Origin of the sequence: Mesotoga sp. B105.6.4, from assembly GCF_002896535.1 — a bacterium.
GTDB lineage: Bacteria > Thermotogota > Thermotogae > Petrotogales > Kosmotogaceae > Mesotoga.
Genome location: NZ_JWIM01000031.1, coordinates 25026 through 38071 on the forward strand (window position 1 = coordinate 25026; position 13046 = coordinate 38071).

Genomic DNA, 13046 nt, shown 5'->3' on the forward strand with positions numbered 1-13046 from the left:
CCTCCATTCACACTTCAACCGTCAATCGAAATATCCTCGTCTCTATTCTTTATTAGCTCATCGGGATTTGTGTCCTGAATAATAGATCTCTGGCTCATTCTAAAGTCATCAAACTGAACCTTGAGCATCTGGCCGTCATCTGCAACCAGGGTGATCACTTTCATGAAGATGTTCACCGTCAGAACCTTGCAAGTCTTTCCTTCATAGTCGACAAGAGACCCTTCATCAGGGATATCCAATAACTCGTTTTCATAGAGCTCCTGTTCATAGGATAGACAGCAAAGCAGTCTTCCGCACCTACCGGATATCTTCGCAGGGTTTATCAACAATTGCTGTTTCTTCGCATGCTTGAGCGTTATGCTCTCAAACTGTCTCAAGAAACGGACGCAGCAAGCCGTCATGCCGCACAACCCGAGGCTGCCGGTCATTTTAACTTCATCTCTTATTCCAACTTGCCTGAGCTCTATCCTCGTTCTGAATGCCCTGGCAAGATCCTTCACCAACTCTCTGAAATCGACCCTGCTGTCGGCACCAAAATAGAAGACTATTCTTGAGCGATCAAACATATATCTCGCCTCGAGCAATCTCATAGGAAGCGAGTGCTTCTTTATCAGCTCCTGGCAGGTATTCATAGCAGCTTCGGCCTCTTCCTTGTTCTTTGCATGAGTCTCCCAGTCTTCATCAGTCATTACCCTAACGATCGGTTTCAGCTCTTCCTTTGAGTCATCTATACGAATCTCAACTGGTCCATACATGACCTTACCCACGTCCAGTCCGAACTCACTCATTGCAAGCACACGATCTCCCTGCTTTAGGAGCTGTTCACTAGATGTGTACTGATAAAGCTTGCCAACAGAATGAAACTCGACTCCATATACAGTTCCATATATTTCAGGCATCTGAATTACCTCCGTTTTCTCTTCTTACGAGGCTCCTCGAAACCGAGTACAGAGCTCTGAATGAAACGAGATTCGAGTTCTGCGATGAGGTCCTCTGTCTAAGGAACCTGTCACACCAAGCAAAATCTGCCAGGATCTCCTTTCCCGGCACGAAACTCACTAGCCATTCTATCAGATCGAGGTTCACAACAGAGTTACTGGAAGTATCTGCCGATAGAATTACTACATCTCTCAGTATGCTTCTGGCTACTTCAACGAGCTCACGCGATCTTTCAAATGAGCCCTGCCCAATGAATAGAGGCGAGATTTCTCTGAAGGTTGTGAAGAATTTGTCAGATTCTACGATGCTTCTGCAGAGAGCAGCAAATGCTCTTCTTCGTCTAACAATATCTATCGGCTCGTTAACTTCACTCTCAGACAGTACAGAAACCAGTCCGTTGAGGTCTGAAGGAACCTCCATCAAGCCCCAGTCTATGGACTCGACTTCCTGATCAAGAAAGAACCGAAGAACAGAGAAGTTCTGTCGCGCACATGCGTAGATTCTCGATACGCTATTCCCATACTTATCTCTCAATTTACCTATCAGTTCTTCGGGAACATCAACAACGACAGAGACTGTTCTGCTCCTTACTGTGGGAAGAAGAGACTGCCACGAAGTAGTGGTCATTATCAGCGTTGCAAAGCAGGGAGGCTCTTCGAGTATTTTTAGGAAGGCATTTGCACTCTCATCTGTCATCTTTTCACATTGATGGACCAATACATACTTTCTCTTGCCTCCCGAAGGCTTGTGGAGCATCATCTCTTCAATATCCCGCACTCTGTCAATTCCGATGTTCCCTTTATCAGGCTCTATAAGAAGAAAATCTTCAATATATCTCTTTCTGTTCCATTTTGGATCGGACTCGACCAATGACAAAGCCGAAGTCTTCAAGTATTCGCTGTCTCTGCCTACCAAAGTCACGCTTATTCCCGAATTTCGAGCCAAGAATCGGTCAAGTCTGTCGCTAACTACTCCGTTGAACCACTCCATGTTTTAATTATAGCAATGAATGACGAATTTGATTGGAGGGAAATATTATGGAGAGAACATTTGCTTATCTGAAGCCAAACGCTATTCAGCGAGGCCTCGTAGGAGAGATAATCAGAAGGATCGAGGAAAAAGGTCTTAAGATATTAGCTCTCAAAATGCTCATGATTTCAGAGTCTAAAGCGAGAGAACTATACAGGGAGCATGCCGGGAAAGACTTCTACGAACCTTTGCTCGGTTTCATACAATCTGGCCCAGTTGTGGCAATAGTTCTTGAAGGCGAGGATGCCGTTCAGAGATTGAGAATCCTCATCGGGAAAACCGATCCGGTCCAGGCAGACCCGGGAAGTATTCGTGGAAGGTTCGGCGTCTCCGTCAGAAAGAACCTCATCCACGCTTCAGACAGTATTGAAAGTGCAATTCGCGAAACGAATATCTTCTTTGACAAAACTGAGATTCTTGACTATTCTCTGTTGATTGAAGGGCAGCTCTGATGCTAATTGCGCAAATAAAAAAAGGAAAGGAAGGAAAGGTGTTGAATTCTTACCCGTGGATCTTCAAAGATGAAATCCTCTCTCTTGAAGGCTCTGCAGATAGAGTAAGCGAAGTCAATGTCTTCTCTTCTACTTACGAGTTCCTGGGGAAAGGCTTCTTCAACCCTGGTTCAACGAGGTCGATAATGGTTCTAACTAATCATGATGAAGAACTGGGAGAGGCTTTCTTCAGAAAGCTTCTGAATAAATCCTTGCAGAAAAGAGACAGGCTGTTCGATACACCTTACTACAGGCTAATCCATGGCGAGGGGGATAGACTTCCTGGACTTGTGGTTGACAGATACGGCGATTTTTTAGCAGTGCAGTTCAGAAATCTGATCATGCAGGAAAGAAAGCAAATGATCGTCACCCTTCTTTCAGATCTTCTGAGCCCGAAGGGAATCTACGAACGCAGCGACTTTGAGATGGGGGTGGACGACAGAATTGAGAGAAACACCGGCCTGCTTTGCGGGAAAGTACCGGACTCAATCGAAATTGAGGAAAACGGCCTAAGATTTCTTGTAGATGTCAAGAACAGCCAGAAGACCGGATTCTTCTTTGACCAAAGAGACTCCAGAGCATTCTGCAGAAAGATTACTAAGGAGCTGTCGCTTCAAAAGGGGCTAGATCTCTTCTCTTTTACGGGCGGCTTTGGACTCAACATGGCATTCTCCGGAGCAGAGGCGATTTGTGTCGACAAGTCGGAAGAAGATCTAGAAAGGGCAAGACTGAACTCCGTAGTGAACAAGGTGGATAACCGGCTGCAGTTAGTCCAGAGCGATGTTCTTGCCTTCCTTAATGAATTTGAAAAGAATGACTGTTTTGATATAGTAGTACTGGATCCGCCATCCTTTGTTAAGCATAAGAAAGAGCTTCCGCATGGAATTTCACTTTTCAGAAAGCTAGTAGAGAGCACGCTACCGTTAATGAAGGATGGGGGAATCCTCGGCCTCTGCACTTGCGCCTACAATATTGGGATTGAGCATCTAGTAGAGTCTGTAAGAAGATCAACAGAAAGAAGAGGCTTGAGGTTTTCGCATTTGGCGATCACTCTGCAGTCACCTGATCATCCGTGGCTTTTGGAGGTTCCTGAAAGCCTTTATTTGAAGTGTCTGTGGGGCTTCGTAGAGAAGGAGTGAGTTTTTTGCCCGGCTTCTGGACTCATATCATGTATGGAAAAGATGTTCTGGAAGAAATAGGACCCGATCTTGAAGCCGACAAAAGAGAGGAGTTCAATCTTGGGTGCCTCTTTACTGATCCTGGACAGTATTGCTCAAGAGAAGATCCGGAGTTTTCTCTCTGGAGATTTTCTCATACGCTGAGATGTGATGATTTTGCCGAAGAGGTCTGCATAAGAGCCGAAGAGATCTCTCGCTTCTACTCTCTCGGGGTGATATGCCATTACTTTCTCGATGCAACCGTTAATCATTATATTGTCGCCCGTGCGGGAAATGGATATAAGTATCGGCAGCTTGAGACAATGATAGACAAAGTAATACTGAAGAACAGAGTAGAGGCAGCTATTCTTGACCTTGATCCGACTGCCGAGTTTTCCAAGTCTCTACCTGAAGCTCTAGAAGATCTTTACAGAGCGATTGCTGAGGAGTACTACGGAGTGAAAGGTTGTTCTATCCAGAAGGCAATAAACTCTATGAACGAGTATTTCGCGGGGATATACGGTCGTTCCAAACTGGGCATCATTCTCAAGAGATTCAGCATCAAGGAAGGCTCTCCGGAAGAGGCTTTTTTTAAAGACACTCATACAGACCCACTGAATCTGGAAATGAAACCTTGGTTTCACAGTATAGCTGGATGGGAGAGTAAAAAGACCTTTGAAGAACTTTACAGCGATGCCTTCGACAAGGCTGTCCATTTTATGCAGAGTTATCTGGACGGCGTAGGCGAGTTGTCTTTACCCGGGGTCTCTCTCATGACCAATTTACCATTAATGGAGTACTGACTAACAAATTCGAGATGAAGGGAGGAAGATCGCATCCAGATCTGGAATGCGGTGATCATATGAAAGTTCTCGGAATAATCCTGGCAGGTGGACGAGGTGAGTACTTGAGTTCCCTTACGCAAGTTCGTACAAGTGCCGCACTACCGGTTTTCGGAAAGTACAGGTCCATCGATTTCACGCTCAGTAATATGATCAATGCCGGGGTATCGAAGGTTGGCATTATTACTCAATACAGCCCTAGAAGCCTAATGGACCACATAGGTTCCGGTAAAGAATGGGATCTTGACAGGAAACAGGGCGGTCTTTTCATTCTGCAGCCTTACTACTCACCGTATAATCCTTCCATGGGATACAAGGGAACTGCAGATGCTCTGTTCCAGAACATAGACATACTTCGGAGAGGGAACGAAGACTCGGTACTGATTGGTTCTGGAGATCATATTTTCAAGACTGACCTTACCAAGATATTCAGGTATCATCTCGATACGGCGGCCGACATAACCGTCCTAACAGGAAACAAGAATGGTGAATGTGGTATGAAAGGTATGGATAGAGTCATATGCAAGAACGGAAGAGTAATAAAGTGGATAGAGAAGGAAAATGCCTCTGAGAACCCTGGTGAGGGAGACTGCGTTGCTCTTGGTGTTTACTTCGTAAACAAGTTCCTCCTGCGAGAACTTCTCTACTCAGCGGTTCCCAACGGCTATAACGAGCTAGTTAAGGGTATTATCTCTCCTAATCTCTCTTCGCTAAATGTTAGAGAGTACAGATACAACGGGTATTGGCGGGATATCAAGCAGAGCAAGAAATGCTATTTCGAGACAAATCTCGATATCCTGGATCCTCAGATCAGACGAGAGTTGTTTTACGAGAACGGTAGAGTATTTACGAAACTAAAGGATCTCCCACCTCCGAAGATCACCGGAACGGCATCTATGAACAACTCAGTCATTGCAGATGGATGCGTAATTGGAGGAAGAATCGAAGATTCAGTCTTGTTCAGAGATACTAGAGTTATGGCAGGGGCAACCGTTAAGAACTCAGTTCTCCTTGAGGGCTGCCTCGTCGAAGAAGGCGCTTACATAGAAAACGTAATTATGGACAAGTACTGCACAGTTAGGCTTGGGAGAAGTTTCGTTGGTGAGAGCGAAGAGCCCACAGTGATCGAAAAACACGGCGTAATATAGGGCGGGTGATTGTATGGCCAAAAAAGTAGTAGCATTGATTCTAGCTGGCGGACAGGGTACAAGACTGGGATTACTAACCGATGAGGTTGCAAAGCCGGCGGTGCCTTTTGGAGGCAAGTACAGGATAATCGACTTTGCACTTAGTAACTGCGTGAATTCTGGAATCTACGCAGTTGGTGTGCTTACTCAATACAGGCCTCACATTCTCTCCAGGCATATCGGAATAGGTCGTCCTTGGGATCTTGACAGAAAGGATGGGGGGGTAGTCATTCTCCCGCCGTTCATCGCTCAGGGAGATTCAAACTGGTATAAGGGAACGGCAAATGCCGTATTCCAGAATATTGATTTTGTCGATGATTACGACCCAGAAATTGTTGTAATCCTTTCTGGCGACCACATCTACTCTATGGATTACAACGAAATGATCGATTATCATCTCTCGAAAGGTGCCACGGGAACAGTAGCATGTATGCGTGTTCCGCTGTCTGAAGCTAATAGATTCGGCATGATGATAACGGATTTTGAAAACAAAATAGTCGACTTTCAGGAGAAGCCTGAACAACCGAAGTCGGATCTTGCCTCTCTTGGGATTTACGTCTTTGACTGGAAGTTCCTTAGAGAAAGGTTAATCGAAGATGAAAAGGATCCCGAGAGTGACAATGATTTCGGGAAGAACATCTTGCCGAAGATCGTACATGATAACGCTGGAAGGCTTTTCGCTTTCGTCTTCGAAGGATACTGGAGAGACGTCGGTACGATCGAATCTCTCTGGGAAGCAAACATAGAGCTAACACGGCCTATTCCGCCGCTGAACCTCCACGATCCTTCCTGGAGGTTTTACACCCAAACGGAAGAGTATCTCCCCGCTTACGTCGGAACCAGTTCTCATGTCAGAAATTCCCTGATTAACGAAGGGGCAGAGATTTACGGTCGAGTAGAGAATTCAGTTATCTTCCAAGGCGTGCAGATCGGGGAAGGTTCGGTTGTTAAGAATTCTGTGATTATGACAAACTCCAAAATTGGAAGCAATGTGGTCATAGACAAGGGGATAATTGGAGAGAGAACGACAGTTAGAGATGGGGTGGTTGTTGGTTATGGAGACGAAGTGCCACACGAATCTCAACCACACATATATGATTCGGGTATTGTCGTTGTCGGATCGGACGTAATCATTCCCGAGAATCTTAAGATAGGTAGAAACAGCGCAGTTCTTAATCACGTTAAAGAGGAGGACTTCGAGGGAGATGTGGCAGGCGGCAAGACCATCTCGCCCAGAGAGTAAAGGCAAAGGAGTAGCTTCTTTTTCGTTGTTGATAGCTATACTGATAATCTGTACGACAATTGTTACATCGCTTGTTCCCTTAGAGACAATAATGAATGCGAGGCGCCTTGGTTCTTGGTATTTCAGACTGGCTCTCACTGTGAAATCGTTGTATCTTGCAGAGCCGGCCGAAACGGAGCTCAACGGTTTCCTGGTTACAAAAAGCTCAAAAACTGTCTCTTCAAACTGCGCAGAAATAGAAATAATCAATTACCATATAAGTGAAGGAGATAGGCACTTCGATTTCGAGCTAATTGGAGAAATCACCGATATTCCATAAGGAGGTATGAGTATGAAAAAAGTTCTTCTGATTACCCTTCTCTTGGTTATGGCAGTTTTTGTCATGGCTCAGAGACTTACGATTGTCCATATCAACGACACACATGGTCACATCTGGCCAGAGGGCGAGTTCGGCGGGCTTGCGGCCGTAGCCACTCTGGTCAACCAGGCTAGAGCGGAGAATCCCAACACTCTTTTCTTGCACGCAGGTGACATGAACACCGGTGTTCCAGAGTCGGACCTGCAGGATGCAGCTCCAGACATAGTTTCACTGAACCTTATGAGACTCGATGCGATGGCTATCGGAAATCACGAATTTGACAACGACGCATCGGTACTTGCTAAGCAGATGGACATTGCTAGCTTCCCGTTCCTCAGCGCCAATATCTACAAGGACGGAGAACCGGCCTTCCAGGAATACATTATCAAGGAAGTTGGCGGAATAAAGGTTGCAATAGTGGGATTCACTGCTCAGGAAACAGAGATTCTCGAATACCTTTATGCTAAGGACTACGAGTGGAGGGACGTAATAGAAGTAGCGAAGGAGATCATTCCCGAACTTGAAGCTCAGGCGGACATTATAATCGCGCTCACCCACATGGGAAGCAATCCGGTTCTTGCGGGCCCGAATTCCTGGGAGCTTGCCAAGGCGGTTGACGGAATCGATGTTATTGTTGACGGACACAGCCACACTTTCTATGAAAGACCTGAAATAATCAACGAAACAATTATCGTTTCTGCTGGAGAATGGGCAAAGAATGTGGGCAAGCTCGATCTGGAAATCGTCGACGGAACGGTAATCTTCGTTTCTTTCAGGAATCTTCCTGTCCTGGCAGAAGAGATAAAACCTGACTTCGCAGTGGCAACTGTTCTTGATTACTTCAAGAAGGCCGGAGGAGAAGCTCTTGGCATAGTTGTCGGTGAAACAACGATCAAGCTTGAGGGTGACAGGGGAGTAGTTAGAGCCCAAGACACAAACCTCGGTTACTTGATCTGTGACGCGATGGTGTGGAAGTCCGGAGCGGACCTTGCAATAACCAATTCCGGTGGTATCAGAGCTTCAATTCAGGCTGGTCCGATCACATATCGTGACATTCTTACAGTACTCCCGTTCGGAAATACACTTTACGTTGTTGATGTACCAGGGACAGCCCTCAGAGATCTTCTGGACTACACGGCAACCAGAGAACCAGGGCAGGGGGCGATGGCTCAGGTAAGCGGAGTAACTTATGTAATAGAGAATGGCCAGGCCAAGGATATTCTTGTGAACGGAGAACCCATTGATGACAATAAGGTGTACAAAGTTGCTACAAATAACTACCTTGCCTCTGGCGGTGACGGCTATACGGTCCTTGCAGGACTCTCCGGTTACGACACCGGATTCGTGCTGGCAGATGTAGTGGTTGAGTTCGTTGGAGAGATCAGCCCGATAACGGGTTACCAGGACAGCGGCAGAATCACCAGGAAATAGTTTTGATTTTCGTTAAGACTCAAACTATGTAATATAATAGGAGCGGAGCGATCCGCTCCTTTTGTTTGATAATATCAATCGCTTTTTCCATTTTGAGTCGCAGTCACTTTCATGATATTCGGGATCCCAGAAAGGCAAACATCTATTGATTAAGGTTGAGAGGTGATAACTAAATGAGGTTGCCTACCTTCAGAGGAGGGGTGCACCCGCCAGAGAAAAAAGAACTTTCCCAAGATTGTCAGCTAAGTGTTATACCGCCTCCTGAAAGGGTTTATGTTTTTCTTGCTAATCACGCCGGAGTCCCAGCAAAGCCTGTTGTAAGTATTGGAGACAGAGTCAGAACCGGCCAGCTCATTGCCGAAGCTGGCGGTTTCATTTCTGCAAATCTCCATTCTCCTCTAACAGGCGAGGTTAAAGAGATTGCCAAGTATTATCATCCCACTCTTGCAAAACCTGACGATGCGATAGTCATAGATAGGACCGGAGAAGATGAGTGGGACCTGCTTCAGCCAGCAAAACCATTCGATCAGTTTTTACCCGAAGAGATCGTGCAAAGGGTTAAGTCTGCAGGTATTGTTGGGCTCGGCGGCGCAATGTTTCCGACCAGCGTCAAACTGTCCCCTCCGAAGGATAAGAAAATCGATCTCCTTGTCATAAACGGCGCGGAGTGTGAACCTTACCTTACCATTGATTACAGGTTCATGCTCGAGCGTTCTGAGGGAGTAGTCAGGGGAATTCTCGCTTTGATGCGTGCACTAAACGTTGAAGAAGCTATCGTTGGAATTGAAGACAATAAGCCAAAGGCGATAGAGAAGATGAAAGAGGCGGTCCGATCAACTTCGATACAGGTGAAGACTCTAAGAACAAAATACCCACAGGGAGCCGAAAAGCAGTTAATATTCGCGCTGACGAAAAGAAAGGTTCCTTCAGGCGGGCTTCCCCTAGATGTAGGGGTTGTAGTCGATAATATTGGAACTGCATTCTCTGTCTATGAGGCAGTCGAACTTGGCCGCCCTCTTGTCGAAAGAGGCGTGACGATTACGGGTGAAGGAATCAAGAAACCCGTAAACGTGGTCTCGAGAATCGGGATAATGGCGGATGAGTTGATCAGATATGCTGGAGGCGCGCAGGAATCGGTGGAAAGGGCCATCTTCGGTGGTCCGATGATGGGAATGACGGTTCCCAAGACTGATGTACCTACGGTTAAAGGCACTTCCGGGATAACCCTGCTTCTCAGGAGCAAACCAACAGAAGAGTTTCCATGCATAAGATGCGGGAAATGCACTTTTGTTTGTCCAATGAACCTCCAACCCTTTCTCCTCAATCTCTACGGCACAAACAGATTGTACGACACTCAAGTGGAGAACGGCCTGCTAGATTGCATTGAGTGCGGTAGCTGTTCCTTCGCCTGTCCTGCAAAGATCGATCTAGTCAAGAACTTCAAACTGCATAAGAAGGTCTACAGGAGTTTGAAGGGAGGTGCGAAGAAGTGAAGCTCTCAATGATGGCAGCACCTCATCTAAGATCAGAAGACAACGTACGTAAGATAATGCTGGACGTTTTGATAGCGCTTTCTCCGGCCGCGGTTTGGGCAGTCGTTTCGTTCGGATTGAAGGCCCTCGCTCTTATCCTTGTGTGTACGTTAGGCGCAGAAGCTCTTGAATTCTTCGTGATGAGATTCGTAAGACGGAAAAAGAGCTTCAGACCCGATCTTAGCGGCTCCGTCACGGGATTGTTGCTTGCACTGAACCTTTCAGTATCTGTCGAGTGGTGGCAGGCACTGATAGGTGTCTTTGTTGCAATAGTAATCGCGAAGGCAGTATTTGGGGGTCTCGGAAAGAACTTCTTCAATCCCGCACTGGTGGGAAGGGTCTTTCTTCTTATCTCGTTCCCCGTTCAGATGACAACATGGTTCAATCCGTTCGATATGCAAACAACTGCAACGCCAATGGCCATTCTGAAACAGGGAGCACCAAGAGTCTTCTCTTTGCAAGAGATGTTTCTCGGTACAATCCCCGGCTCGATCGGGGAAGTCAGCGCTTTGCTGCTTCTATTGGGCTTTGGCTGGTTGTTGTTAAGGAAGAGAGTGGCACCGTTTATCCCCATTGCCTACATCGGAACGGTTGCGATAATGGCCTCGATATTCTATGCGGTGAATCCGGGCTTTGGTTCGCCTCTTTATCACATCTTTGGCGGCGGTCTTATGCTTGGAGCTCTGTTTATGGCAACAGATATGGTGACTAGCCCGATGTCTATCAAAGGGCACATTATCTTCGGAGTAGGCTGTGGAGCTGTGACTATGATCATCAGGTTATTCGGAGGTTATCCTGAAGGTGTCTCATTCGCAATTCTGGTGATGAATGCCTTCGTGCCTCTAATAGATATGGGGACCAAGCCCAAGATATTTGGAAAGCCAAAGAAGGTGAAGAGCAATGCGTGAATACTTGAAGACGGGCATTACTCTGATGGTAATTACTATTATCGCCGCACTGGTTCTTTCGGTAGTTTATACTGTCGTTAAGGAGCCCATCGCCAATGCGGAATTAGGCGCAAAACTAAAGGCTATCCGAGAAGTCCTCACAGATGCGGAGACTGGAGAGTTGCTTATAGCAGCAGAAAACATCCCTGAGACTGCCAGCGAACTGGCGGAGTTTGAATGGTTTCCCGCCGGATTCGACTCATCGGAAGGCATAATCTATACGGCAACAAGTTCACAGGGAAAGGTTGAAAGTCCTGCATACAAGTTTGTCAAGGAAGACGGCAGCGAAATATATGTAGCAATAGGAATCGCGGTCGGTTATGGCGGAGATGTTAAGTCGATGGCTGCCTTCGTCAGTGGACCAAACGGAGTTAGCCTTAACGCAATAAAAGTTCTCGAGTACTCGCAAGAGACCCCAGGACTTGGAGCCAATATTGCTAACGCTGCCGTCCAGCAGAGGTTCTTCCCTATAGCTAGTAAGGGCCTTGACAAGGGCGTAAGGGTTGACAAAGACGCAGGAGTAACTCCCTCAGGAGATCAGATAGAGATTAGAAAGCAAGAAGACGGAATAGTCACAGTAAGTGACGTGATGACTGGAGCGACGATAACTCCAAGAGCCGTCGCATTCTCACTAAATGCTATCTCCGAGTTCTTGGAAAAGGCAGGTGTTCGATAATGGCTGAATCTAAGTTCAAAGTCCTCACAAACGGAATCATCAAGCAGAATCCGATTTTCATTCAGGTTCTGGGAATGTGTCCGACTCTAGCCACTACGACTAGCGCTGAGAATGGTCTTGGCATGGGGCTAGCAACGACTGCCGTTCTAGCAATGTCGAACATTACGATCTCTCTCGTAAGGAAGTTCATTCCGGATAAGATCAGAATCCCTTCGTACATTGTGATAATTGCTTCCTTTGTAACTATGATCGATATGCTGATGCATGGTTTCATCTATGATCTCTGGAAGACTCTGGGATTGTTCATCCCTCTGATTGTGGTGAACTGTATCATTCTCGGTAGAGCAGAGGCCTTTGCTTCAAAGAACGGTGTCTTCAGATCCTTCCTGGATGGCCTCGGAATGGGACTTGGTTTTACCGCCTCTCTGGTCTTGCTGGGCTCAGTAAGAGAGTTTCTCGGTAATGGCTCAATCTTCAACTACCACCTTTCTGATGTGAAGATGTTTGCCATGATACTCCCTCCAGGTGCATTCATTGCTCTGGGAATGCTTGCCGCATTCTTCAACTACCTTGGAATAAAGCGTAGCAAACCTAAGAAGGCAGCAAAATGAGGAGGGTTGACTGATGGCTACCAGATTGGTTTTCATATTTCTTTCAGCAATTCTAATAAACAACTTCGTTCTATCCAGATTCCTAGGAATATGTCCGTTCCTCGGTGTTTCGAAGAAGACAGATACAGCGGTTGGAATGAGCATAGCCGTTACATTTGTAATGATCATGGCTTCAATAATCACATGGCTCTTGAACATCGCGCTTGACGCGCTCGGTATTCCTTTTCTTAGAACAATAGTGTTCATCCTGATTATCGCAACACTGGTGCAGTTTGTAGAAATCTTCCTGAAGAAGGCCAGTCCGTCACTTTATGATGCGCTGGGGATATTTCTTCCCCTAATAACTACTAATTGCGCAATTCTCGGTCTGGCGCTTCTAAATGTTCAGCAGAACTATACGCTGCTCGAGACAATAGTTAATGCCGCCGGCGCCGGACTTGGTTTCGCCCTCGCGCTAATTCTTTTCTCAACAATAAGAGAGAGAATGGAGCTCTCCGAGGTTCCGGAGCCCTTCAAGGGCACTGCCATTGCATTGATCACAGCCGGTTTGCTCTCGATGGCCTTCATGGGTTTCCAGGGCCTCGTGAAACTGTGAGGCGGTGT

Annotated in this window: 14 protein-coding genes; 12 read left to right on the forward strand and 2 right to left on the reverse strand. The window is 46.5% G+C overall.

Translation table 11 applies throughout. The features are described from left to right. Window positions 1–14: 14 nt before the first annotated feature. Window positions 15–899, reverse strand: coding sequence for a regulatory iron-sulfur-containing complex subunit RicT (locus RJ60_RS07040; RefSeq protein ID WP_099829328.1), 885 nt, complete (start codon window positions 897–899; stop codon window positions 15–17). Continuing rightward, a complete protein-coding gene (locus RJ60_RS07045) occupies window positions 892–1929 on the reverse strand; it encodes a hypothetical protein (RefSeq protein ID WP_103134333.1) in 1038 nt (345 codons plus the stop codon). The genes RJ60_RS07040 and RJ60_RS07045 overlap by 8 nt, the downstream gene beginning before the upstream one ends. A 47-nt stretch (window positions 1930–1976) precedes the next feature. On the opposite strand from RJ60_RS07045, the gene ndk reads away from it, so the two are divergent. The 12 genes from ndk (at window position 1977) to rsxA (ending at window position 13038) form a co-directional block, all read left to right on the forward strand. Next, window positions 1977–2420, forward strand: coding sequence for a nucleoside-diphosphate kinase (ndk, locus tag RJ60_RS07050; protein WP_099829330.1), 444 nt, complete (start codon window positions 1977–1979; stop codon window positions 2418–2420). Next, a complete protein-coding gene (locus RJ60_RS07055) occupies window positions 2420–3598 on the forward strand; it encodes a class I SAM-dependent rRNA methyltransferase (protein ID WP_103134334.1) in 1179 nt (392 codons plus the stop codon). Before ndk ends, RJ60_RS07055 begins: the two co-directional genes overlap by 1 nt. Beyond that, window positions 3595–4419: a zinc dependent phospholipase C family protein gene (locus RJ60_RS07060; protein ID WP_258006206.1), complete on the forward strand. Its 825-nt coding sequence runs from the start codon at window positions 3595–3597 to the stop codon at window positions 4417–4419. Before RJ60_RS07055 ends, RJ60_RS07060 begins: the two co-directional genes overlap by 4 nt. Window positions 4420–4478: 59 nt before the next feature. Next, window positions 4479–5606 (forward strand): glucose-1-phosphate adenylyltransferase subunit GlgD, encoded by a 1128-nt coding sequence (gene glgD / locus RJ60_RS07065; RefSeq protein ID WP_103134336.1) that lies wholly within the window; start codon window positions 4479–4481, stop codon window positions 5604–5606. Between the two features lie 13 nt (window positions 5607–5619). Further along, a complete protein-coding gene (locus RJ60_RS07070) occupies window positions 5620–6888 on the forward strand; it encodes a glucose-1-phosphate adenylyltransferase (protein WP_099829334.1) in 1269 nt (422 codons plus the stop codon). A gap of 25 nt (window positions 6889–6913) precedes the next feature. Further along, the gene (locus RJ60_RS07075; protein ID WP_258006207.1) at window positions 6914–7207 is read left to right on the forward strand and encodes a hypothetical protein; all 294 of its coding nucleotides are present in this window, start codon (window positions 6914–6916) and stop codon (window positions 7205–7207) included. A 12-nt stretch (window positions 7208–7219) separates the two neighbouring features. Continuing rightward, window positions 7220–8677 (forward strand): 5'-nucleotidase C-terminal domain-containing protein, encoded by a 1458-nt coding sequence (locus RJ60_RS07080; RefSeq protein ID WP_103134338.1) that lies wholly within the window; start codon window positions 7220–7222, stop codon window positions 8675–8677. A 173-nt stretch (window positions 8678–8850) separates the two neighbouring features. Beyond that, window positions 8851–10170, forward strand: coding sequence for an electron transport complex subunit RsxC (rsxC, locus tag RJ60_RS07085; protein WP_103134339.1), 1320 nt, complete (start codon window positions 8851–8853; stop codon window positions 10168–10170). Continuing rightward, window positions 10167–11117: an RnfABCDGE type electron transport complex subunit D gene (locus tag RJ60_RS07090; protein WP_103134340.1), complete on the forward strand. Its 951-nt coding sequence runs from the start codon at window positions 10167–10169 to the stop codon at window positions 11115–11117. The genes rsxC and RJ60_RS07090 overlap by 4 nt, the downstream gene beginning before the upstream one ends. Continuing rightward, window positions 11110–11832 carry an RnfABCDGE type electron transport complex subunit G gene (locus RJ60_RS07095; RefSeq protein WP_103134341.1) on the forward strand — a complete coding sequence of 241 codons (723 nt, stop codon included), beginning with the start codon at window positions 11110–11112 and terminating at the stop codon, window positions 11830–11832. The genes RJ60_RS07090 and RJ60_RS07095 overlap by 8 nt, the downstream gene beginning before the upstream one ends. Continuing rightward, entirely contained in the window at window positions 11832–12443 is a 612-nt protein-coding gene (gene rsxE / locus RJ60_RS07100; protein WP_180979923.1) for an electron transport complex subunit RsxE, read from the forward strand. The genes RJ60_RS07095 and rsxE overlap by 1 nt, the downstream gene beginning before the upstream one ends. A gap of 13 nt (window positions 12444–12456) precedes the next feature. Further along, window positions 12457–13038, forward strand: coding sequence for an electron transport complex subunit RsxA (gene rsxA, locus RJ60_RS07105; protein WP_103134343.1), 582 nt, complete (start codon window positions 12457–12459; stop codon window positions 13036–13038). Window positions 13039–13046 lie beyond the last annotated feature (8 nt).